This is a genomic window from Pseudomonas sp. WS 5078, from assembly GCF_012985745.1.
GTDB classification, from domain to species: Bacteria; Pseudomonadota; Gammaproteobacteria; order Pseudomonadales; family Pseudomonadaceae; genus Aquipseudomonas; species Aquipseudomonas lundensis_A.
In genome coordinates, this window is sequence record NZ_JAAQWX010000003.1 from 157436 (window position 1) to 180836 (window position 23401).

The window sequence follows — 23401 nt, forward strand, 5'->3', positions numbered from 1 at the left end:
ATCGCGCATAAAAAAACCGGACAGTGCGTCCGGTTTTTTTATGCCCTTTGACTGACGCTTACAACTTGTCAGCATTCTCGGACAGGTACGCCGCTACGCCCGCAGTAGAAGCGGTCATGCCTTTGTCGCCTTTTTTCCAGTTGGCCGGGCAAACTTCGCCATGCTCCTCATGGAATTGCAGAGCGTCAACCAGACGCAGCAGTTCGTCCATGTTACGGCCCAGAGGCAGGTCGTTGACGATCTGCGAACGAACAATGCCTTTGTCGTCGATCAGGAATGCGCCACGGAAAGCTACGCCACCTTCGGATTCAACATCGTAGGCTTTGCAGATTTCGTGCTTCATGTCGGCAGCCATGGTGTATTGCACCTGACCGATACCGCCGTTGTTTACCGGCGTGTTGCGCCATGCGTTATGGGTGAAGTGGGAGTCGATGGAGACTGCTACCACTTCCACGTTACGCGCTTTGAACTCAGGAATGCGGTGATCCAGAGCAATCAGCTCGGACGGGCAAACGAACGTGAAGTCCAGCGGGTAGAAGAACACCAGGCCGTATTTGCCTTTGATGGCGGTGGACAGCGTGAAGCTGTCAACGATTTCGCCATTGCCCAAAACGGCGGCGACGGTGAAGTCAGGGGCTTGTTTGCCTACGAGTACGCTCATGGATATCTCCTGATGTGCAGCGTGGTAAACGGGAGCTGGCCAGTCATGGGTAATGACACGGTTAACAATCAGCTCGCGCATGAAAAAAGATCGGCCATCATACACCGGTCGTCGGGTACGGCCTCCCCCATTTTTTTACACCCAAGAGGGTTGAGCGCCGCACCGTTCGTCAGCGTCGGGAGTTAAACACGCAATCGAGACACAAGTTGCTTTGACAATCATTCTCGTTAACATTAAGATCCTTCGCATTGAATCCCAACCAGCGATGGTTCTTATTTATGTACGTTTGCCTCTGCACTGGCGTCACTGATGGAAAAATTCGAGACGCAATCTATGAAGGTTGCTGCAGCTACCGTGAAGTGCGCGAAGCGACCGGTGTTGCCAGTCAGTGTGGCAAATGTGCGTGCCTGGCCAAGCAAGTGGTGCGCGAAACCCTGACTTCCCTGCAAGCCAGTCAGGCAGCCATGAGTTACCCGGCAGAATTTTCAGTCGCCTGATTTCGTCTTTTAAAGAGAACCGGACGTAATGTCCGGTTTTTTTATGCCTTGAATTCAAGTGCTTAGGGTCTAGACGCGGAATACAAACATTCTTATTCCTATTAATTTTAATAGAGTATTCAAATACTTAGGTTTGACAGCTGTAAGTGTGCGGATCAAACTCTTGCGCATATACAGTTAATGAAGGCAGGCCCTCGCGATGAAAGGCGACATTTCAGTCATTCAGCACCTCAATAAAATCCTCGGCAACGAGCTGGTCGCAATCAATCAGTACTTTTTACATGCGCGCATGTATCAAGACTGGGGCCTGGAAAAGTTGGGTGCACACGAATACCACGAGTCCATCGATGAGATGAAGCACGCGGACAAGCTGATCAAACGCATCCTCTTTCTGGAAGGTCTGCCGAACGTACAGGATCTGGGCAAGCTGCATATCGGCGAGCACACCAAGGAAATGCTTGAGTGCGACCTGCGCATCGAGCGCACCGGTCACGCCGATCTCAAAGCAGCCATCGCACATTGCGAAGTTGTGGGTGACTTTGGTAGCCGAGAACTTCTTGAAGACATTCTGGCGTCCGAAGAAGAGCATATTGACTGGCTCGAAACTCAGCTTGGCCTGATTGATAAAGTAGGCCTTGAGAATTATCTGCAATCGCAGATGGGCGAATAAACAGCCTCTCATTCAATAAAAAACCCCGCCCTGTTTAACAGTGGCGGGGTTTTTAATGCGCGCTAATTTATTCAAATCAGCGCGCAAAGACCGTTACGCTTCGGTCTTGGCTGCAGCGGCTTTAGCGGCTGCCTCTTTGATCAGGGTTTGCAACTCACCATTGGCAAACATCTCCGCCATGATGTCGCTGCCGCCGACCAGCTCACCACCGACCCACAATTGCGGGAAGGTTGGCCAATTGGCGTACTTTGGCAAGTTGGCGCGAATTTCCGGATTCTGCAGGATGTCCACGTAAGCGAACTTTTCACCACAGCCCATAACGGCCTGAGCAGCTTTCGCCGAAAAGCCGCACTGTGGGGCATTCGGTGAGCCTTTCATGTAGAGCAGAACGGTGTTGTTGGCAATCTGTTCTTTGATAGTTTCGATGATATCCATGGAGCACCTCGGCTGAACTTTCCGACTCAGTTGTCGGCACGGTGGCGCATTGTAACGGAAACCCAAGCACCACGCTCGGTCTCCCCCACCGACGATAGTCTGCTTCTGCTGCCCATAATTGCCAACCCCGGGTGGGGCAGTGTACAAATGAGCAGCTGAGGGGGCAGGTAAACCACCCATTAGTGATTTCAAGGCACGCGCTCATGCCGCTTGCCCATCGCTGACACCCCCCAAACAACACCCTTATTGGCAAGACGCGACATTTCCTTATAAGATCGCGCCTTCCCCTATTTCGTCGCCCGGTGCGGCTAACGCCGCAGGTCTCGCCCGTTTTCCTGAAAAATCCGGCTTTGAGCATCTGCAGTCGTTGTAAAAAAAGGTAGTTAATGATGAGCGCAAGGCACTTTCTCTCCCTGATGGATTGCACGCCCGAAGAGCTAATCAGCGTGATTCGTCGAGGCATCGAGCTCAAGGACCTGCGCAACCGCGGCGTACTTTTCGAACCTCTGAAAAACCGTGTGCTAGGTATGATTTTTGAAAAGTCATCGACCCGCACCCGTTTGTCATTCGAGGCGGGTATGATTCAGCTCGGCGGTCAGGCTATTTTCCTCTCGCCTCGTGATACCCAACTGGGCCGCGGTGAACCCATCGGCGACTGCGCGATTGTTATGTCGCGCATGCTGGATGCCGTCATGATCCGTACCTTTGCCCACAGCACCCTTACAGAATTTGCTGCCAATTCTCGCGTCCCGGTGATCAACGGCCTCTCAGACGATTTGCACCCCTGCCAATTGTTGGCTGACATGCAAACGTTTCTGGAACACCGCGGTTCGATCAAAGGCAAAACCGTGGCCTGGATCGGTGACGGCAACAATATGTGCAATAGCTATATAGAAGCCGCCACTCAGTTCGACTTCCACCTGCGCATCGCCTGCCCGGAAGGCTACGAACCCAATGCCGAGCTCGTGGCCCAGGCAGGCGAGCGCGTGACCATCGTGCGTGCGCCGCAAGATGCTGTCGCAGGCGCCCACCTTGTCAGCACCGATGTCTGGACCTCCATGGGCCAGGAAGAAGAGACTGCCAAGCGTCTGCAGCAGTTCGCGCCTTATCAAGTTAACAAGGCACTGCTTGATCTGGCGGCCGACGATGTACTGTTCATGCACTGCTTACCCGCGCACCGTGGGGAAGAAATCAGCGAGGACCTGCTGGACGATCCGCGTTCAGTCGCATGGGACCAGGCTGAAAACCGTTTGCACGCGCAAAAAGCGTTGCTCGAATTCCTTGTACAACCGGCGTACCACCACGCATGAGTCAACCTCTTCTGCTTAACCTTCGCGATCTGGCCTGTGGGTACCAAGGCCAAAGCGTTGTACAAAACCTCAATCTGCACCTCAATGCCGGCGACATCGGTTGCCTGCTGGGCTCTTCGGGGTGCGGCAAGACGACCACTCTGCGTGCAATCGCAGGCTTTGAACCGATCCATCAAGGTGAAATCCAGCTGGGTGGCGAGATCATTTCCAGCGCAGGCTTTACCCTCGCGCCGGAGAAACGTCGTATAGGTATGGTGTTTCAGGACTACGCGCTATTTCCTCACCTCAGCGTGGCCGACAACATTGCCTTCGGTATTCGCAAACTGCCGAACAAAGACCGTGTGACGGAAGAACTGCTTGAACTGGTCAACCTGAAAAACCTCGGCAAGCGTTTCCCCCATGAGCTTTCTGGGGGACAACAGCAGCGCGTTGCACTGGCTCGCGCCCTTGCGCCGGAGCCACAATTGCTTCTGCTGGATGAACCGTTCTCCAATCTGGATGGTGAGTTACGTCGCAAGCTGAGCCATGAAGTGCGGGATATTTTGAAAGCACGCGGCACCAGCGCGATTTTGGTGACACACGATCAGGAAGAGGCCTTCGCCGTAAGTGATCACGTTGGCGTGTTCAAAGAAGGCAGGCTGGAACAGTGGGATACGCCTTACAACCTTTACCACGAACCGCTGACACCCTACGTGGCGAGCTTTATTGGCCAGGGTTACTTCATTCGCGGCCAGTTACTGAGCCCGGAGTCCGTGCAAACGGAGCTGGGTGTCCTGCAGGGCAACCGCGCATACACATGGCCAACGGGTGGCGCCGTCGATGTGCTGCTGCGCCCGGACGATATCGTCTATGCGCCGGACAGCGACCTGAAAGCCAGAATCATCGGCAAGACCTTCCTCGGCGCATCGACGCTGTATCGCTTGCAACTGTCGACAGGCAGTCAGCTGGAGTCGATTTTCCCAAGCCACGTCGACCATCTTCCAGGCGCAGAAGTGGGCATTCGTGTTGCAGCTGAGCACCTCGTGATGTTCCAAACCAGTGGTAGCACCGCTGCGCAAATTCCCCACTCTGACTCAGGTGTCAGACGTTTCAGCAACGTTCACTGAAACATCTGATACACCGGCGACGTGACTGTCACCTCGCCGGTGTTTCAAGCCCTTCCAATTGCCGCAAAGGTTGCCCGGGTCTGCTCTGCAAGCACTGAGGGCGCCAATTCGACCTCCAGCCCGCGTCGCCCGGCGCTCACATAAATCGTCGCAAACTCCTCAGCGCTGCTGTCTATAAAAGTACGCAAGCGCTTCTTCTGCCCCAGAGGGCTGATCCCGCCTAATAAGTAGCCTGTCGATCGCTGCGCTGCCGCCGGGTCAGCCATTTCAGCTTTTTTAACCCCGGCGGCATGCGCAAGCGCTTTAAGATCCAGGCTTCCGACGACCGGTACCACAGCGACCAGTAATTCACCTTTTTCGCTGCTGGCCAGCAGCGTCTTAAACACCTGAGCAGGCTCCAGACCAAGCTTTTCCGCAGCTTCATGGCCGTAGGATGCCGCTTTGGGGTCATGCTCGTAGCTGTGTATCCGATGCTCGGCGCGAACTTTTTTCAGCAGATCCAGTGCAGGGGTCATTGGCATTCCTGTCATTTGGTAATGGCACATAATCGCCGGTGATTTTAGGGCAATTCAGGCCTGAAAAGGCGCTGGAACGGGCGTTCCAATTCGAATCCGGGCTGAATCGTTACATCTGGACCTACCGATTTGTAGTCTTTGCTTACAGAAAAACCAATACCAAAACATCCTGCAAAAGTCAGAATGTGAATGCTCGTTCACTTTCGACCTTTGACAGTTGTGTTTCTTGTCTATATTTTTTCGATTCTGAATATATCTGCCAAAATTATGTTCCTATTTACCAGCACACGAAAAACACGGAAAAGCATTTCCCGGTTTTTGTGCAGCTTCACTGCCACCTGACTGACGATGTCAAAAAACAACAAAAATGAGGTTTCACATGACGACTGCATCGCAGCACCCTACGCTTTCAGGCCAGTGTATGGCCGAGTTTCTCGGCACCGCACTTCTTATCTTCTTTGGCACCGGTTGTGTCGCGGCTCTCAAGGTCGCGGGCGCAAGCTTTGGCTTATGGGAAATCAGCATCATCTGGGGTATTGGCGTGAGCATGGCGATTTATCTCACGGCTGGCGTTTCAGGTGCCCACCTGAACCCGGCTGTCAGCATCGCATTGTGCCTGTTCACCGATTTTGAAAAACGCAAATTGCCTTTTTATATCCTCGCGCAGGTCGCAGGTGCGTTTTGCGCCGCTGCCCTTGTGTACACGCTGTACAGCAACCTGTTCTTCGATTACGAACAAGCCCATCAGATGGTACGTGGCAGTAAAGAGAGCTTGGAACTGGCTTCTGTTTTCTCGACTTACCCGCATCCATCCCTGTCGACGCTGCAAGCCTTTCTCGTGGAAGTGGTGATTACGGCCATCCTGATGGGCGTAATCATGGCCCTGACGGATGATAAAAATGGCCTGCCACGCGGTGCAATGGCACCTTTGCTGATTGGCTTGCTGATTGCGGTCATTGGCAGCTCGATGGGCCCATTGACCGGCTTTGCAATGAACCCTGCACGTGATTTCGGGCCTAAGCTGATGACATTCTTTGCGGGCTGGGGTGAAGTTTCGTTCACCGGCGCACGCGATATTCCTTATTTCCTGGTTCCAATCTTTGCACCCATCGTGGGTGCTTGCCTCGGCGCAGCCATTTACCGCGGGATGATTGCCCGCCACCTGCCTGCCGTCGAACCTGTGGCAACGGATGCCCAAGCAAGCGCTGAGGTGAAAACCCAAGCGTCCTGATATCGACTTATGAAACGGGGCGCACGAGACTCTGCCCGTTTTCTTCTCGCGCCCTGAACCCATTACTTCATTCTGCAAGGCAATCCCATGACCGACATTCAGAATAAGAACTACATTATTGCGCTGGACCAAGGCACCACCAGTTCGCGAGCGATCATCTTTGATCGTGACGCCAACGTGGTCTGCACCGCCCAACGCGAGTTCCAGCAGCATTACCCTCAGGCAGGCTGGGTCGAACACGACCCTATGGAAATTTTCGCGACACAGAGCGCCGTGATGGTAGAAGCCCTCGCGCAAGCGGGCCTGCATCACGATCAAGTCGCCGCCATCGGTATCACCAACCAGCGTGAAACCACTGTGGTCTGGGACAAGGTCAGCGGCCGTCCGATCTACAACGCCATTGTCTGGCAGTGCCGACGCAGCACTGAAATCTGCGAACAGCTCAAGCGTGACGGCCACGAGCAGTACATCAGCGACACCACCGGCCTTGTGACTGACCCGTACTTCTCCGGCACCAAATTGAAGTGGATCCTCGACAACGTCGAAGGTAGCCGCGAACGTGCCCGTAACGGCGAACTGCTGTTCGGTACTGTCGACAGCTGGCTGATCTGGAAATTTACCGGTGGCAAGACACACGTCACCGATTACACCAACGCCTCGCGCACCATGCTCTTCAATATCCACACGCTGGAGTGGGACACGAAGATGCTGGAAGTGCTGGATATCCCGCGTGAAATGTTGCCGGAGGTTAAATCTTCCTCCGAAATCTATGGCCGCACCAAAAGCGGCATCGCTATTGGCGGCATTGCGGGAGACCAACAGGCCGCGCTGTTTGGCCAAATGTGCGTTGAGCCGGGGCAGGCCAAAAATACCTACGGCACCGGTTGCTTCCTGTTGATGAACACCGGCACCAACGCGGTCAAGTCCACCCACGGCATGTTGACCACCATCGCTTGCGGCCCCCGGGGCGAAGTGGCGTATGCGCTGGAAGGCGCAGTGTTCAACGGCGGCTCCACCGTGCAGTGGCTGCGCGATGAACTGAAGATCATCAACGACGCCCACGACACCGAGTACTTCGCCAGCAAGGTCAAGGACAGCAATGGTGTGTACCTGGTACCCGCTTTTACCGGTCTTGGCGCACCGTATTGGGACCCGTATGCACGGGGCGCCTTGTTCGGCCTGACCCGTGGCGTACGCGTCGATCACATTATTCGTGCAGCGCTTGAATCCATTGCCTACCAGACCCGCGATGTTCTGGACGCCATGCAGCAGGATTCCGGCGAACGCCTCAAAGCCCTGCGCGTGGACGGCGGCGCCGTGGCCAATAACTTCCTCATGCAATTTCAAGCTGACATTCTGGGGACCATGGTCGAGCGTCCGCAAATGCGCGAAACCACGGCGTTGGGCGCTGCCTACCTGGCCGGTCTTGCCTGCGGTTTCTGGAGCAGCCTCGACGAATTGCGCGGTAAAGCGGTGATTGAACGCGAGTTCGAACCCACCCTTGAAGAGGCCAGCAAAGAGAAACTTTACGCAGGCTGGAAAAAGGCCGTGAGCCGTACCCGCGACTGGGAACCCCACGAAGAAAACAACTAAGCACCACGCGAAACACAGCAGCTGGCGCTTCCCGCGCTGGCTGCTGCCTGCTGACTTCCTCTCACCTGCGAGTAGCAGACGGCGCTTTCCTGCGGCATCATGGTCGAATTTGCTTCGCCGCCCAAAGGAAACTCCATGAATCTGCCTCCACGCCAGCAGCAGATCCTCGAACTCGTTCGCGAGCGCGGCTATGTCAGCATCGAGGAAATGGCGCAGTTATTCGTTGTTACGCCACAGACCATTCGTCGCGATATCAACCAGTTGGCTGAAGCCGATTTGTTACGCCGCTATCACGGTGGCGCTGCGTATGATTCCAGCGTAGAAAACACGGCGTACGCGATGCGCGCCGACCAGATGCGCGATGAAAAACGCCGGATCGGTGAAGCCATTGCCGCTCAAATCCCTGATCACGCCTCTATTTTTATCAATATCGGGACAACTACCGAGTCCATCGCACGCGCGCTGCTCAACCACAACCACTTGAAAATCATCACCAACAATTTGCACGTTGCCTCGATCCTGAGCGCAAAGGACGACTTTGAAGTCCTGATTGCAGGTGGCAACGTTCGTCGTGACGGCGGTATCGTCGGTCAGGCCAGCGTCGACTTCATTAATCAGTTCAAGTTTGACTACGCCTTGGTGGGAATCAGCGGTATTGATTCTGACGGCAGCTTGTTGGATTTCGACTATCAAGAAGTACGCGTATCCCAAGCCATTATTGCCAATGCCCGACAGACTATTCTGGCTGCGGACTCCAGCAAATTTGGTCGCAACGCCATGGTTCGTTTGGGCCCCATCACCCTGATTGATTGCCTGGTCACCGACCAACCGCCGGTCCCGGAGCTGGCACAGTTACTGGCACAGAACAAAATCCGCCTCGAAGTGGTGTAACCCTTCCGTGCAGGATCAGGGGCTCGCAGTAGCCGAGCCCTGTGCGCGCCGCGAAAGTCAGTCGTGGCCTGCATCTCAAGCGTAAATGTTCGAAATTTTTCCTTTAAGCCGCCTTCGATGAGTTTTTTCAATCGAAGTAGACTGGCTGTGCGCGTGTTTATCCGCTACCATTTTCGAAAATGAACATTAATGTTCGAATTCAAATATGCGTATTCAACGCGAGGCTCATTCATGTCGCACACCACCTTGCCTGCCACGCCTCTTGCCGAGGTTTACGACGTTGCCGTGATTGGCGGCGGAATTAACGGTGTCGGCATCGCCGCAGACGCCGCTGGCCGCGGCCTGTCAGTGTTCCTGTGCGAAAAAGATGACCTCGCCAGCCACACGTCTTCAGCCAGCAGCAAGCTGATCCACGGCGGCCTGCGCTATCTGGAACACTACGAGTTTCGTCTGGTGCGTGAAGCCCTGGCCGAACGTGAAGTGCTTTTGGCCAAAGCGCCGCACATCGTCAAACCGATGCGCTTTGTATTGCCACACCGCCCGCACCTGCGTCCGGGCTGGATGATCCGCGCCGGTCTGTTCCTGTATGACCATTTGGGTAAACGCGAAAAACTGGCAGGCTCCACCAGCCTCAAATTCGGGGCCGACAGCCCGCTAAAAGCTGAAATCACCAAGGGCTTCGAATATTCGGATTGCTGGGTTGATGACGCTCGCCTTGTCGTACTCAATGCCATGGCTGCGCGTGAAAAAGGCGCCCATGTCCATACACAGACCCGTTGCGTGGGTGCCCGTCGTAGCAAAGGCCTGTGGGAACTGAACCTGGAACGTGCAGACGGCAGCCTGTTCTCAATCCGCAGCAAAGCATTGGTCAATGCTGCAGGCCCATGGGTCGCGAAGTTCATCAAGGACGACCTGAAGCTGGATTCGCCGTACGGCATCCGCCTGATCCAGGGCAGTCACTTGATCGTGCCGAAGCTGTATGACGCGCCAAACGCGTTCATCCTGCAGAACGAAGACCAACGCATCGTATTTACGATCCCGTACATGGACCAGTTCACCATCATCGGCACCACAGACCGTGAATACACAGGCGACCCGGCCAAGGTCAGCATCACTGAGCAAGAAACCGATTACCTGCTGAATGTGGTCAACGCTCACTTCAAAAAGCAGTTGAGCCGCGACGATATCCTGCGTACTTATTCCGGGGTACGTCCGCTGTGCAACGACGAGTCCGACAACCCGTCTGCCGTGACCCGTGACTATACGTTGGCTTTGTCGGGCGTGCCGGGCGAAGCACCTTTGTTGTCGGTGTTTGGCGGCAAGCTGACCACTTACCGCAAATTGGCTGAGTCGGCGATGGCGCAACTGACCCCATTCTTCACCCAGATCAAACCCAGCTGGACGGCAGCTGCTACCTTGCCAGGTGGTGAAGACATGACCACCCCGGCGGCACTGAGCGCAGCGTTAATCAGCAAACACAGCTGGCTGGATGCAGCGATCGCCAAGCGTTGGGCCATTACCTACGGCAACCGCTCGTGGAAGCTGTTGGAAGGCGCGCAATGCCTGGAAGACATGGGTGATCACATTGGTAGCGGCCTATACAGCCGCGAAGTCGATTACCTGTGCAATCAGGAATGGGCACTGGACGCGCAGGACATCCTGTGGCGCCGCACCAAGCTGGGTTTGTTTACCACCGCCGAAGAACAGCAGCACTTGGCGCACTATATGGCCAGCCTGAACTTGAAACACCGCAAAGTAGAAGCCGCTTAACTCTCCCTTTGACGCCCACCTTGATGTGGGCGTTTTTTTGTCTGAACATTCGCAGGCATTCGGTTTTCCGAACGCAATGATTCGTCATGGTTCGGCTTTCCGGGCATTTGCCTCTTTTCCCCAATTCGCAAAAAATCTATAACCCTATACAAATCATATAGTTAGGTTTAATAGCGCGATCTGGCACGACTCATGCTCTACACTCAGGGCCGACTGCTTAAACAGCCTTAGCCTGTTGAGTTGTTCGAAGTACATAAAGGGTCCAGTGAACTGGCTCAATAAAAAAAACAATGTCGAGGAACCACCGATGCGCATCGTCCCGCAACTTTTGGCCGCAGCCATTACTGCAGCCCTGATTAGCACTCCAGCTTTTGCAGCCGAATTGACCGGCACGCTGAAGAAAATCAAAGAATCCGGCACCATCACCCTCGGCCATCGTGACTCCTCCATCCCGTTCTCCTACATCGCAGACGCTTCCGGCAAACCGGTGGGTTACTCCCACGATGTGCAGCTGGCCATTGTTGAAGGCCTGAAAAAGCAGCTCGACATGCCGGAGCTTAAGGTCAAGTACAACCTGGTCACCTCCCAGACCCGCATCCCGCTGGTACAGAACGGCACCGTCGACGTTGAATGCGGCTCTACCACCAACAACGCCGAACGCGGTCAGCAAGTCGACTTCTCGGTCGGCATCTTCGAAATCGGCACCCGTCTGCTGTCCAAAAAAGACTCGCCATATAAAGATTTTGCTGACCTGAAAGGCAAAAACGTCGTGACCACCGCTGGCACCACGTCCGAGCGCATTCTCAAGGCCATGAACGCTGACAAGCAGATGGGCATGAACGTGATCTCGGCAAAAGACCACGGTGAAGCGTTCAACATGCTGGAATCTGGCCGCGCCGTCGCGTTCATGATGGACGACGCCCTGCTCGCCGGTGAAATGGCCAAGGCCAAGAAGCCAGGTGACTGGGCTGTAACCGGAACGCCTCAATCGTACGAAATCTACGGTTGCATGATGCGTAAAGGCGACCCGGACTTCAAAAAAGCCGTGGATGACGCCATCGTTGCGACTTACAAGTCTGGCGAAATCAACAAGATTTACGACAGGTGGTTCCAGCAGCCAATCCCGCCCAAGGGGCTGAATCTGCAGTTCCCGATGAGCGACGAGCTGAAAGCGCTGATCGCAAACCCTACCGATAAGCCAGCAGACGACAAGCCAAAAGCCTGATGCTGGTGGCGACCGGGCGTGAATAATCGCGCCCGGTCGCCTTGATCACCCGCTGTACTCGCTACTAACTGCATTAGAGAGCACTCGACCCGCCGGATGTCGAGCGGGGAGCGTGTGCCTGACGATCGTGTCAGGTGAGAACGGATTCCCTGAAGCAAGTGCTTGTGACTAGAACCCTCTGAGGGGAGACCCTGCATGAATTACAACTGGGACTGGACCGTGTTCTTCAAGTCCACCGGCGTAGGCAGCGAGACCTATCTCGACTGGTTTATTTCGGGCTTGGGCTGGACCATCGCGATCGCTGTCGTCGCCTGGATCGTTGCCTTGATGCTGGGTTCGCTGCTGGGCGTGATGCGCACACTGCCGAACCGCTTCATCGCGGGCATAGCCACCATTTACGTGGAAATCTTCCGTAACGTACCGCTGCTGGTGCAGTTGTTCATCTGGTACTTCCTGGTGCCCGATTTGCTGCCACCAGACTTGCAAGAGTGGTACAAGCAAGACCTCAACCCGACCACCTCGGCCTATCTGAGCGTCGTTGTGTGCCTGGGCCTGTTCACCGCCGCCCGCGTGTGCGAACAAGTGCGCACCGGTATCGAAGCGTTGCCTCGCGGTCAGGAGTCAGCCGCTCGCGCCATGGGCTTCAGCATGACGCAGATTTACTGGCACGTGCTGCTGCCTCAAGCCTACCGGATCATCATTCCGCCACTCACGTCCGAATTCCTCAACGTGTTCAAGAACTCGTCAGTGGCCTCGTTGATCGGTTTGATGGAACTGCTGGCTCAAACCAAACAGACGGCCGAGTTTTCCGCCAACCTGTTTGAAGCCTTCACATTGGCAACGCTGATTTACTTCACCTTGAACATGAGCCTGATGCTGCTCATGCGCCTGATCGAGAAGAAGGTCGCCGTACCCGGCCTCATGTCTTTGGGGGGCAAATAATGGACTTCTTTGATTTCAGCGGGATCGTCCCTGCCCTGCCGGGCCTTTGGAACGGCATGATCATGACCCTCAAGCTCATGGTGATGGGCGTGATCGGTGGTGTAGCACTGGGGACCGTGCTGGCCCTCATGCGCTTGTCTTCGAGCAAGTGGCTGTCCAATCTGGCAGGCGCCTACGTTAACTACTTCCGCTCGATACCCTTGCTGCTGGTGATCACCTGGTTCTACCTGGCCGTACCGTTCGTACTGCGCTGGATCACCGGTGAAGACACCCCTATCGGCGCGTTCGAGTCGTGCCTGGTTGCGTTCGTCATGTTCGAAGCAGCGTACTTCTGCGAAATCGTGCGAGCAGGCGTACAAGCCATCCCGAAAGGTCAGATGGGCGCCGCCAAAGCACTGGGGATGAGTTACGGCCAGGCCATGCGCCTGATCATCCTGCCTCAGGCGTTCCGTAAAATGACCCCGTTGCTGCTGCAACAAAGCATCATCCTGTTCCAGGACACCTCGCTGGTTTACACCGTAGGCCTTGTGGACTTCCTCAATGCCTCGCGCTCAAGCGGCGATATTATCGGCCGCTCCAATGAGTTCCTGATCTTCGCCGGTCTGGTGTATTTCATCATCAGCTTTTCCGCCTCGCTGCTGGTCAAGCGTCTGCAAAAAAGGTTTGCCGTATGATTTCGATCAAGAACATCAACAAGTGGTACGGGGACTTTCAGGTACTGACCGATTGCAGTACTGAAGTCAAAAAGGGTGAAGTGGTGGTGGTCTGCGGGCCATCGGGCTCCGGCAAGTCGACCCTGATCAAGTGCGTCAACGCCCTTGAACCGTTCCAGAAAGGCGACATCGTGGTTGACGGCATCTCGATTGCCGACCCTAAAACCAACCTGCCGAAATTGCGTTCGCGCGTGGGCATGGTATTCCAGCACTTTGAACTGTTCCCGCACATGACCATCACCGAAAACCTGACCATTGCTCAGGTCAAGGTACTGGGGCGCAGCAAAGCCGAAGCCACCAAAAAAGGCCTTGAGTTGCTGGAGCGTGTGGGCCTGTCGGCTCATGCCCACAAGCACCCCGGCCAACTGTCGGGCGGTCAGCAGCAACGTGTCGCGATTGCCCGTGCGCTGGCGATGGACCCGATTGTCATGCTGTTTGACGAACCCACTTCTGCACTCGACCCGGAAATGGTCAACGAAGTACTCGACGTGATGGTGCAACTGGCCCACGAAGGCATGACCATGATGTGTGTGACTCATGAAATGGGTTTTGCGCGCAAAGTGGCCAACCGGGTCATCTTCATGGATCAGGGGAAAATCGTTGAAGACTGCGAAAAAGAAGAATTCTTTGGCGATGTGAGCGCCCGCTCGCAACGCGCGCAAGACTTCCTCAGTAAAATTCTGCAGCACTAAAACCACACCCGCCGGGTGTATGCCACACGCCTGTAACCGCTGGCGCGCGCTGCGCCCGGTTACAGCATTGGCCACCTTTTTATTGCGCAGTGGTTGACCCAAGGCATCTGTGATGAAATGCGACCCCACACTTTATCGCGGTGCCCCGCCCTCACTTGCCGTGAAACCTCGTCTGCTCCGCCATTGGCTGTTGCCGCCGCTGATTATCCTGCTGACTATCGGCCTGGGGTACACGGGCTATCGCGTCAGTGAGCATTTCGGCATTCGTGCCCTCAGCGAAAACGGTGAGCGTCAGCTTGAGCTGCACGCCCGCACTGTAGAAAGTGAACTCGGCAAATACACCTACCTCCCCAGCTTGTTGGAACTTGAGTCCAGCGTATCGAAGCTGTTGGCCGACCCGAATTTGCAGAACCGCACCACCGTCAATCAATACCTCGAAGGCCTTAACCGCCGCAGCCGCAGCCGCGCCATCTATGTCCTCGACACCACCGGGCGGGTGCTGGCTACCAGCAACTGGCGAGATGCCGACAGCTACCTGGGCGAAGACCTGTCCTTTCGGGCTTACTTTCAAGACGCTGTACGCGGCCAGCCGGGGCGCTTCTACGGAATCGGCAGCACCAGCGGCGAGCCCGGCTACTACTTGGCCCACGGGTTGGAAGAACAAGGAAAAATCATCGGTGTCGCGGTTATTAAAGTGCGCCTTGAAGCCCTTGAAGAGCGCTGGCAGCGGGCGCGCCTTGAAGCCTACGTCAGCGATGAGAACGGCATCATTATCTTGTCCAGCGACCCTACCCGGCGCCTGAAGTCAGTCAGGCCTCTTTCGGCCGACACCAAAGAAAAACTGGCGCGCAGCCTTCAGTACTACTGGTGGCCGCTTAATGAGTTGCAACCGTTACAACGCGAACAGTTGGCCGAAGGTGTGGAGAAAGTCACCTTCGCCACCAACAGCGAAGTCATCACCGATCATCAGCAAGTCAGTTACCTGGCGCAAACGCGCAACCTCAACGACACGCCGTGGGACATCACCCTGCTGACACCCTTGCAAGACTTGCGGCGCGAAGCCGCGAATCAGGGCATGTTGGTGGCTGTGGGCTTTGCTCTGCTGGCCTTCCTGCTGATCGCGTGGAACGAGCGGCGCAAGGTGATCGCCACCCGACTGGCCGCCCGGGAAGCCCTGCAAGAAGCCAACAATCAGCTGGAACGCAAAATCACTGAACGCACGACGCACCTGCGCGCCAGCAACGAACGTCTTAAAGGGCAGATTCGCGAACGTCGTCAGGCCGAAGACACCCTGCGCCGCGCTCAGGATGAGCTGGTGCAAGCTGGCAAACTCGCCGCCATCGGGCAAATGTCCACCAGCATCGCCCACGAGCTCAACCAACCCTTGGCCGCCTTGCGCACGCTGTCGGGCAACACGGTCCGGTTTCTGGAACGCGGTGACTTCAAGGTTGCGGCTGAAAACCTCGGCACCATTAACAACCTGGTGGACCGCATGGGCCGGATCACGGCCAACCTGCGTTCGTTTGCACGGCGCGGCGACGATCATGGTCACGCCAACCTGAGTCACGCCGTCGATGCCGCCCTCCAGCTGCTCGATAGCCGGCTCGAGGCGTCGGGTGCGCAAGTGCACCGTGAGTTCAGCGACGCCGATCTGAGAATCGACCAGACGCGGCTCGAACAAATCCTGATCAACCTGATCGGCAATGCGCTTGATGCCATGCACGGTCAGAGCGCGCCGCAACACGTGTGGCTCGAAGGCCATACCAGCGAGGGCAAATACCGCCTGCAAGTGCGCGACAACGGCCCCGGTATTGACCCTGAAACCCGAAAGCATCTGTTTGAACCGTTTTTCACCACCAAACCCGGTGAGCAAGGTCTGGGCCTTGGCCTGACCCTGTCGGCCAGCCTCGCGGCCGCCGCCGGTGGCAGCTTGAGTGTTGAATTTCCGGCCAGCGGTGGTGTTGCGTTTGTCCTTTTATTACCGTTGCTGCAACCCGTTAAGGCCGAGCCGCTATGAACCCTGAATTAAGCGTCCTGATTGTCGAAGACGACCCCCATGTTTTGCTGGGTTGCCAGCAGGCACTGGCCCTTGAAGACATTCGCAGTGAAGGCGTAAGCAGCGCCGAGCAAGCGTTGGCGCTGGTGGGTGACAACTTCCCCGGCATTGTCATCAGCGATATCCGCTTGCCCGGCATTGATGGCCTTGAACTGCTCAAGCGCCTCAAGGCCCGCGACCACAGCTTGCCTGTGGTGCTTATCACCGGGCATGGCGACATCTCCATGGCCGTGGGTGCGATGCGCGACGGTGCCTATGACTTCATGGAAAAACCGTTTTCCCCCGAGCGTCTGGTGGACGTCGTGCGCCGTGCGCTGGAGCAGCGCAGCCTGGCCCGTGAGGTCTGGTCCCTGCGTCGGCAACTGGCTGAGCGCGACTCCCTCGAAGGCCGCATCATTGGCCGCTCGCCGGCTATGCAGAACTTGCGCGAACTGATTGCCAACGTCGCCGATACATCTGCCAACGTGCTGATTGAAGGCGAAACAGGCACTGGCAAAGAGCTGGTCGCCCGCTGCCTGCACGACTTCAGTCGGCGCCACCCCCAGCAGTTCGTCGCCCTGAACTGCGGGGGCCTGCCCGAGAACCTGTTTGAAAGTGAAATCTTCGGCCACGAAGCCAACGCTTTCACCGGGGCGGGCAAGCGGCGAATCGGCAAAATCGAACATGCCGACGGCGGCACGCTGTTCCTCGATGAAGTCGAAAGCATGCCCCTCAATTTGCAGATCAAACTGTTGCGCGTGCTGCAAGAGCGCACCTTGGAGCGGCTTGGTTCCAACCAAAGCATTGATGTCGATTGCCGGGTGATCGCGGCCACCAAGTCCGACCTCGACCAACTGGGCAAAGCTAACCAGTTTCGCAGCGACCTGTATTACCGGTTGAACGTTGTCACCCTCGAACTGCCGCCCTTGCGCGAGCGCCGTGAAGACATCCTGCAATTGTTCGAGTACTTCCTGCAGCAGTCTTCGCTGCGCTTCGACCGCACCGCACCGGAGCTCGACAACCAGACCCTCTCCAGCCTGATGAGCCATGACTGGCCCGGCAACGTGCGGGAACTTCGCAACGTGGCCGAACGCTTTGCACTCGGGCTGCCCGCATTTAAAAAGACCGGCGGCACGGTCGCGCAAGGGTTGGGGTTTTCTGAAGCGGTGGAAGCCTTCGAACGCAATCTGCTCAACGACGCCCTGCAACGCAGTGGTGGCAACTTGACTCAAGCCAGCCAGGAACTGGGGATGGCCAAGACCACACTGTTCGACAAAGTTAAAAAATACGGTTTGGCACACTGATGGATCTGATTTTAAAAGCCGCGCTCGGGGCCGGCGTGGTGATCATTCTGGCCATGCTCGCAAAAACCAAAAACTATTACATCGCCGGACTGGTGCCGCTGTTTCCGACGTTTGCCCTGATCGCTCACTACATCGTGGGCAAAGGCCGGTCCATTGAGGACCTGAAAACCACCATCGTGTTCGGCATGTGGTCGATCATCCCCTACTTTGTGTATTTAGCGGCCTTGTACCTGCTGGTCGATCGCATGCGCCTTGAAGCTTCGCTGGCGCTGGCTGCCGTGGCCTGGCTGATGGCTGCAACCGTGTTGGTCAGCGTCTGGGTCAGGCTCCACTAACCCAAAACCGGCAGCGCCGTTCTCCTCATTGAGGCTTCTGCCCGCCACTCGACGTTCCCCGTTAAAGCCCGCCGAAGTAAACCCGGCGGGTGTTTAACGGGGTGCATCTGAGGTTGAATACACTCGATCTCGATTCCAGCCTGACGGTGCAAGAGCCATCGCTCAGCGTCTGGGGGCCACCGAGCGCACCCAGCGGACCGAGTGCGCCTGGCGACAGATCAGGCCGCTTCGGCCCGCAGCTTGCGGGCCGCCGCGACCATATTGATTAACGCGGCTTCGGTCTCGGCCCACGCGCGGGTTTTAAGGCCGCAATCGGGGTTGACCCACAACCGTTCAGCCGGGATGCGCTGTGCGGCCTTGCTCAGCAACGTCACCATCTGCGCCGTGTCCGGCACCCGTGGCGAGTGAATGTCATAAACACCCGGGCCAATGTCGTTCGGGTAATCGAACGCTTCGAACGCCTCCAGCAGCTCCATGTCCGAGCGCGAGGTTTCAATGGTGATGACGTCCGCATCCATCGCCGCAATCGACTTGATGACGTCGTTGAATTCGCTGTAGCACATATGGGTGTGGATCTGGGTGGCGTCACCCACGCCCGAGGCACACAAACGGAACGCTTCCACCGCCCAGTCCAGGTACTCTTGCCACTGCGCACGGCGTAACGGCAAGCCTTCTCGAAACGCCGCTTCGTCGATTTGCACAATTTTGATACCCGCGTTTTCCAGGTCCACCACTTCGTCACGCAGGGCCAGCGCCAGCTGTTGCGCCTGGACTTTGCGCGAAACGTCTTCGCGCGGGAAGGACCACATCAACATGGTCACCGGGCCGGTCAGCATGCCCTTCATCACTTTGTCAGTCAGGCCTTGAGCGTAGGTGATCCAGTCCACGGTCATGGCTTTCGGACGGCTCAGGTCACCCACAATGATTGCCGGTTTCACGCAACGCGAGCCGTAGCTCTGCACCCAGCCATATTGTGTGAACGCGTAGCCGTCCAGTTGCTCGGCAAAGTATTCAACCATGTCATTGCGTTCGGCTTCGCCGTGAACCAGCACGTCCAGACCCAGGCGCTCCTGAGTCTCTACAGCGTTTCGGATTTCGCTGTGCATGGCATCGGTGTATTCGCTGGCCGACAACTTGCCCTGCTTGAAGGACTGACGCGCCAGACGAATCGAAGCTGTCTGCGGGAAGGAGCCGATGGTGGTGGTCGGAAACGCTGGGAGATTCAAGCGCGCACGTTGCACTTCAATACGTTCGGCAAAGGGCGATTGACGCTGACTGTCAGCGGCCGTAATGGCATCCAGGCGCGCTTGCACCGCCGGTTTGTGAATGCGCGGTGAGTGGGCGCGGCGCTGCTCTACAGTGCGGCTTTCGGCCAGCGCCTGTTGCACCTGTGGGGCTTGCGGGATGTTCAAAGCGTCACGCAGCACGGCGATTTCGCTGCATTTTTGTTTGGCGAAGGCCAGCCAGCTTTTCAGTTCCGCATCCAGTTTGGTCTCGCGGTCCAGATCCACCGGACTGTGCAACAGCGAACACGAACCGGCGACCCACAGGTTGTCCCCAAAACGTTCTTCGGCCAGTTGCAATTGCGCCAAGGCATTTTCCAGATCGCAGCGCCAGACATTGCGGCCGTTAACCAGTCCTAGCGACAGCACCTTGTAGGTGGGCAGGCGATCCAGAATCCCGTGCAACTGGTCCGGGGCACGTACCAGGTCAACGTGCAGCCCTTCCACCGGCAGGCTGACCGCCAGACCGAGGTTGTCTTCCAGGCCACTGAAGTAGGTCGCCACCAGCTTTTTAAGCGGGGAATACTGAAGAATGTGATAAGCGCGCTCGAACGCGCTTTTCCAGGCTTGCGGCAAGTCCAGCGACAGGATCGGTTCGTCAATCTGCACCCACTCCACACCTTGCTCAGCCAGACGCGACAGGATCTGGGCGTACACCGGCAGCAGGTTTTCCAGCAGCTCAAGTTTGTCGAACGCGTTACCTTTGGCCTTGCCCAGCCACAGGTAAGTCAGCGGGCCGATGATCACCGGTTTGACCCTATGGCCTAGCGCCAACGCTTCATCGACCTCTTCAAACAGCGCGCTCCAGCTCAACTCAAAACGCTGATCGAGACTGAACTCCGGGACCAGGTAGTGATAGTTAGTGTCGAACCACTTGGTCAGCTCCTGAGCGTACTGGCCTTGGCTGTGTTCTGCACCGCAGCAACTGTGGCTGGCGCCACGGGCCATGCCGAACAGGGTGTCCAGCGTCGGACGGCCGTTGTTGTCCCGCGTATTGGCAAAGCGCTCCGGGATAGCACCGAAGGTCAATGAATGGGTCAGCACCTGGTCGTACCACGCGAAGTCACCTACGGGCACCAAGTCGATGCCAGCGTCTTTTTGCAGTTGCCAGTGTTTGGCGCGCAATTCACGGCCCACGGCTTGCAGCGCGGCTTGATCGATGTCGCCTTTCCAATAGGCTTCAAGGGCTTTTTTAAGTTCGCGATCCGCGCCGATGCGTGGGAAACCAAGATTGTGGGCCAGGGCCATGACGGCATTCCTCCATGTCAGTAATGGCCCAATTATCGACAGACGGCACAACATGAGACAAACTCAACGTTTTCGTGTTGATCATCAAAATTACTCATGGAGCACCCGTGCTGGAAATTCGTCACCTCAAAACCCTGCACGCCTTGCGCGAATCCGACAGCCTGGTGGAAGCGGCAGAACGCCTGCACCTGACCCAGTCAGCCTTGTCTCATCAATTCAAAGAGCTGGAAGAGCGCATGGGCATGCCGTTGTTCGTGCGCAAGACCAAACCCGTGCGCTTCACCAGTGCCGGTTTGCGCCTGTTGCAACTGGCCGACGCCATGTTGCCGCTGATGCGCAGCGCCGAACGTGATATCGCACGCCTGGTGGGTGGCACGGCCGGGCGTCTGCACATGGCCATCGAATGCCACAGTTGCTTTCAGTGGCTGATGCCCACCATTGACCAGTTCCGCGATGCATGGCCCGAGGTGGAACTCGATTTGGCGTCGGGATTTGCCTTCGCGCCACTCCCGGCACTGGCCCGTGGCGATCTGGACCTGGTGGTGACCTCCGACCCGCAAGAGATTGCGGGCCTGACGTATGTGCCGCTGTTCACCTACGAAGCCATGTTGGCGGTGGCCAATCAGCACCCATTGGCCAGCAAAGCGTTCATCGTGCCCGACGACCTGAAAAGCGAAACGTTGATTACGTACCCGGTCGAGCGGGATCGTCTCGATATTTTCACGCGTTTTCTGGAGCCCGCAGACGTGGAGCCGGCGCAAGTGCGCACCTCGGAGCTGACCGTCATGATGATGCAACTGGTGGCCAGCGGGCGCGGGGTCTGCGGCATGCCGCACTGGGCGTTGCACGAATACAGCTCGCGGGGCTATGTGAAGGCCAAGCGTTTGGGTGAAAAAGGATTGTTCGCCACGCTGTACGCGGCCATCCGGGCAGACATGCTGGATGCGCCCTATATGCGCGACTTCCTGCTGACCGCCAAGGACACCTCGTTCTCGACGCTTGATGGCGTCAGCGCGGTGCGTTGAACCCTCTGCGCACCTGTAAACGCCAGGCGCAGCTACCCAACTGCGCCTGCCGGATCATCCGCTTGATTCACGCGCCGGCGCATGTGCACACGGTCGTAATAATTCTCGCCCACCCTGATAGCGCAGTCTTCCAGGCCCGATTGTTGAAACCCGCAGCGGGTGTACAACGCCAATGCCGGGAGGCTGTTCGCACTCACGGTCAGCTCAATCACGTTGATGTCGGGCTCTTCTTCGGCCAATGACAGCACGGCGTGCACCAGTTGCTCGCCCAGGCCCTGCCCGCGGCAGCGCTCACACACGTACAAGCCAAATAAGGTGGCCTTGTGTTGCATGTCTTCCCAGGGTTCAAACGCCAGGCCGACAATCCCAACTAACTGCCCTTCCACAAACGCGCCATACAGCGTGCTCAGTTCGTCGTCCAGTTGTGATTCCCACCAACTCAGGGGCAATTTCTCACGATGGGCAATGCGGGAGACAAAGGCCTCCGGGTGCTGTGCGTACGCCTCAAGCATTAATTGGCGATACGCCCTGGCGTGTGAAGGATCAAGCAGTTCTATAGCCATTACAGGTCCACGTCATACGGTTTTACGTTGCTCCAGCATCAGTCTCACGGCCAGCGCAGCCAGCACGCCGCCCATCACATAACGCTGCACGGACAACCACAGCGGGTTACGCACGAACCAGACGGCGATGGCGGAAGCGAACAGTGCAATCAAGAAATTCACGGTGAAACTGACACTGATTTGCGTCAGGCCCAACAGGATACTTTGGATAAACAGCGAACCGTGCGCCGGGCTGATGAACTGCGGAAAAATCGACAGGTAGAACATCGCCACCTTGGGGTTCAGCACGCTGGTCAAAAAACCCATCATCACCAACCTGGACGGGGTGTCCGGCGCCAGCGCCCGGGCTTCGAACGGCGAGCGCGCGCCGGGCCGCACCGCCTGCCAGGCCATCCATAACAGATACAGCGCGCCTGCCCACTTCAAGGCTTCATAGGCCAGTGGAACGGCGAGAAACACAGCTGTAAGCCCTACAGCCGCCGCCAGCATGTGCACGAAAAAGCCTGCAACCACACCAAGCAGCGAGGTGACGCCGGCTTTGCGGCCCTGACAGATTGAACGTGAGATCAGGTAAATCATGTTCGGCCCGGGGGTCAGCACCATCACCAGGCACGCGGCGGCAAACATCAGCACATCATGGACAGGCATCAGGGACAGTCCTTGTCAGCAGTGAGTCGGGATCAAGCAGGAATAATCTGGCGGTAAAACGGCAAAATCACGTCACGGGTCAAGGGCGCCAGCGTCAGACCGCCGTCCCCCTGCGGATCAATCCACTGCACTTCCTCGATCTCGGCGGCAGGCGACACCCGTGCGTCGATGTGCAGCAAAAACAGTTCGGCCTGCACCTCAAAGCCGGGTTCGTTCACAGCCGGTGCACAAAAGTGCCCTAGATAAGTGGCACGCGTCGGGTCGATCACGAGCGCCAGTTCTTCTTGCAGTTCCCGGACAAGTGCCTCAATGGGTTGCTCATGGGCATCAATCTTGCCACCCGGTTGCATGAACGCTTGCGTGCCGCGTTTGCGCACCAGCAGTGTCTGGCCGTCAGGCCCAATCAGTACGGCCGCGGCAATGCGAAGGGTGTTGGGGGGAACAACGCGGGAAATATCTGAAACACTCACGGGCATCTGCCAACAAACCGGAAAGGGCGCGAAGGATCACATGCCAGCAGGCTGACGAAAAGACACAGATAGCGTGGTGTCAGCATCCGTCTGTATGGTGACTCGCTGAAAAGGCCACCATTGGCGTTGGCGGGACTCAACCCGCGACTTTCGTCGGGATGCTGCGTGCTGCGAAATCTCGTTCAATGGCTAGTCTGCTTTCTGTGCGGCGTTTACTTGATGCAAAGCAAGCGCCTCCC

General features: G+C 56.9%; 23 protein-coding genes. 16 read left to right on the top strand and 7 right to left on the bottom strand.

Translation table 11 applies throughout. From position 1 onward, the window contains the following. Positions 1-58: 58 nt before the first annotated feature. The gene (locus HBN68_RS06115) at positions 59-661 is read right to left on the bottom strand and encodes a peroxiredoxin (RefSeq protein WP_047274004.1); all 603 of its coding nucleotides are present in this window, start codon (positions 659-661) and stop codon (positions 59-61) included. A 278-nt stretch (positions 662-939) separates the two neighbouring features. On the opposite strand from HBN68_RS06115, the gene HBN68_RS06120 reads away from it, so the two are divergent. Both HBN68_RS06120 and bfr read left to right on the top strand, forming a co-directional pair. Continuing rightward, the gene (locus HBN68_RS06120) at positions 940-1158 is read left to right on the top strand and encodes a bacterioferritin-associated ferredoxin (protein ID WP_094993787.1); all 219 of its coding nucleotides are present in this window, start codon (positions 940-942) and stop codon (positions 1156-1158) included. 199 nt (positions 1159-1357) lie between these two features. Further along, positions 1358-1828: a bacterioferritin gene (gene bfr, locus HBN68_RS06125; RefSeq protein WP_094993786.1), complete on the top strand. Its 471-nt coding sequence runs from the start codon at positions 1358-1360 to the stop codon at positions 1826-1828. Between the two features lie 93 nt (positions 1829-1921). On the opposite strand, the gene grxD is transcribed toward bfr, so the two are convergent. After that, a complete protein-coding gene (gene grxD / locus HBN68_RS06130) occupies positions 1922-2263 on the bottom strand; it encodes a Grx4 family monothiol glutaredoxin (protein WP_094993785.1) in 342 nt (113 codons plus the stop codon). 389 nt (positions 2264-2652) lie between these two features. Between grxD and argF the strand changes: the two genes are divergently transcribed. After that, a complete protein-coding gene (gene argF, locus HBN68_RS06135) occupies positions 2653-3573 on the top strand; it encodes an ornithine carbamoyltransferase (RefSeq protein WP_169963208.1) in 921 nt (306 codons plus the stop codon). Beyond that, positions 3570-4679, top strand: coding sequence for an ABC transporter ATP-binding protein (locus HBN68_RS06140; protein WP_094993783.1), 1110 nt, complete (start codon positions 3570-3572; stop codon positions 4677-4679). Before argF ends, HBN68_RS06140 begins: the two co-directional genes overlap by 4 nt. Before the next feature lie 44 nt (positions 4680-4723). Here HBN68_RS06140 and ybaK read toward each other — a convergent pair whose 3' ends face one another. Continuing rightward, positions 4724-5194, bottom strand: a complete 471-nt coding sequence (gene ybaK / locus HBN68_RS06145) for a Cys-tRNA(Pro) deacylase (protein ID WP_094993782.1) — start codon at positions 5192-5194, stop codon at positions 4724-4726. Between the two features lie 379 nt (positions 5195-5573). Between ybaK and HBN68_RS06150 the strand changes: the two genes are divergently transcribed. From HBN68_RS06150 to HBN68_RS06200, 11 genes are all read left to right on the top strand, one after another. After that, the gene (locus HBN68_RS06150) at positions 5574-6425 is read left to right on the top strand and encodes an MIP/aquaporin family protein (protein WP_047273992.1); all 852 of its coding nucleotides are present in this window, start codon (positions 5574-5576) and stop codon (positions 6423-6425) included. Positions 6426-6512: 87 nt separating this feature from the next. Continuing rightward, positions 6513-8018: a glycerol kinase GlpK gene (glpK, locus tag HBN68_RS06155; RefSeq protein ID WP_169963206.1), complete on the top strand. Its 1506-nt coding sequence runs from the start codon at positions 6513-6515 to the stop codon at positions 8016-8018. Positions 8019-8153: 135 nt separating this feature from the next. Next, on the top strand, positions 8154-8909 hold the full coding sequence (locus HBN68_RS06160; protein ID WP_047273988.1) for a DeoR family transcriptional regulator: 756 nt from the start codon (positions 8154-8156) through the stop codon (positions 8907-8909). A gap of 231 nt (positions 8910-9140) precedes the next feature. Beyond that, positions 9141-10679, top strand: a complete 1539-nt coding sequence (glpD, locus tag HBN68_RS06165; RefSeq protein ID WP_169963356.1) for a glycerol-3-phosphate dehydrogenase — start codon at positions 9141-9143, stop codon at positions 10677-10679. Positions 10680-10986: 307 nt separating this feature from the next. Next, entirely contained in the window at positions 10987-11904 is a 918-nt protein-coding gene (locus HBN68_RS06170; protein WP_169963203.1) for a glutamate/aspartate ABC transporter substrate-binding protein, read from the top strand. A 195-nt stretch (positions 11905-12099) separates the two neighbouring features. Further along, on the top strand, positions 12100-12846 hold the full coding sequence (locus tag HBN68_RS06175) for an amino acid ABC transporter permease (protein WP_094993778.1): 747 nt from the start codon (positions 12100-12102) through the stop codon (positions 12844-12846). Further along, a complete protein-coding gene (locus HBN68_RS06180; RefSeq protein ID WP_047273982.1) occupies positions 12846-13520 on the top strand; it encodes an ABC transporter permease subunit in 675 nt (224 codons plus the stop codon). The genes HBN68_RS06175 and HBN68_RS06180 overlap by 1 nt, the downstream gene beginning before the upstream one ends. Further along, on the top strand, positions 13517-14251 hold the full coding sequence (locus tag HBN68_RS06185; RefSeq protein WP_094993777.1) for an amino acid ABC transporter ATP-binding protein: 735 nt from the start codon (positions 13517-13519) through the stop codon (positions 14249-14251). The genes HBN68_RS06180 and HBN68_RS06185 overlap by 4 nt, the downstream gene beginning before the upstream one ends. 112 nt (positions 14252-14363) lie before the next feature. Next, positions 14364-16268 (top strand): ATP-binding protein, encoded by a 1905-nt coding sequence (locus tag HBN68_RS06190; protein WP_169963201.1) that lies wholly within the window; start codon positions 14364-14366, stop codon positions 16266-16268. Beyond that, positions 16265-17590 carry a sigma-54 dependent transcriptional regulator gene (locus HBN68_RS06195; RefSeq protein ID WP_169963198.1) on the top strand — a complete coding sequence of 442 codons (1326 nt, stop codon included), beginning with the start codon at positions 16265-16267 and terminating at the stop codon, positions 17588-17590. Before HBN68_RS06190 ends, HBN68_RS06195 begins: the two co-directional genes overlap by 4 nt. A gap of 8 nt (positions 17591-17598) precedes the next feature. Next, positions 17599-17925, top strand: a complete 327-nt coding sequence (locus HBN68_RS06200) for a GlpM family protein (protein ID WP_169963354.1) — start codon at positions 17599-17601, stop codon at positions 17923-17925. A gap of 218 nt (positions 17926-18143) precedes the next feature. On the opposite strand, the gene metE is transcribed toward HBN68_RS06200, so the two are convergent. Further along, positions 18144-20456: a 5-methyltetrahydropteroyltriglutamate--homocysteine S-methyltransferase gene (gene metE, locus HBN68_RS06205; RefSeq protein ID WP_169963196.1), complete on the bottom strand. Its 2313-nt coding sequence runs from the start codon at positions 20454-20456 to the stop codon at positions 18144-18146. 107 nt (positions 20457-20563) lie between these two features. On the opposite strand from metE, the gene metR reads away from it, so the two are divergent. Continuing rightward, positions 20564-21481: a transcriptional regulator MetR gene (gene metR, locus HBN68_RS06210; RefSeq protein WP_094993772.1), complete on the top strand. Its 918-nt coding sequence runs from the start codon at positions 20564-20566 to the stop codon at positions 21479-21481. A 32-nt stretch (positions 21482-21513) separates the two neighbouring features. Here the strand turns inward: metR and HBN68_RS06215 are convergent, their stop codons facing one another. From HBN68_RS06215 to HBN68_RS06225, 3 genes are read right to left on the bottom strand one after another with little or no spacing between them, the layout of a single operon-like run. Then, positions 21514-22044, bottom strand: coding sequence for a GNAT family N-acetyltransferase (locus tag HBN68_RS06215; protein WP_094993771.1), 531 nt, complete (start codon positions 22042-22044; stop codon positions 21514-21516). A 12-nt stretch (positions 22045-22056) separates the two neighbouring features. Then, positions 22057-22695 (bottom strand): LysE family translocator, encoded by a 639-nt coding sequence (locus HBN68_RS06220; RefSeq protein ID WP_169963352.1) that lies wholly within the window; start codon positions 22693-22695, stop codon positions 22057-22059. 29 nt (positions 22696-22724) lie between these two features. Beyond that, positions 22725-23162, bottom strand: a complete 438-nt coding sequence (locus tag HBN68_RS06225; RefSeq protein WP_346010201.1) for an NUDIX domain-containing protein — start codon at positions 23160-23162, stop codon at positions 22725-22727. Positions 23163-23401 lie beyond the last annotated feature (239 nt).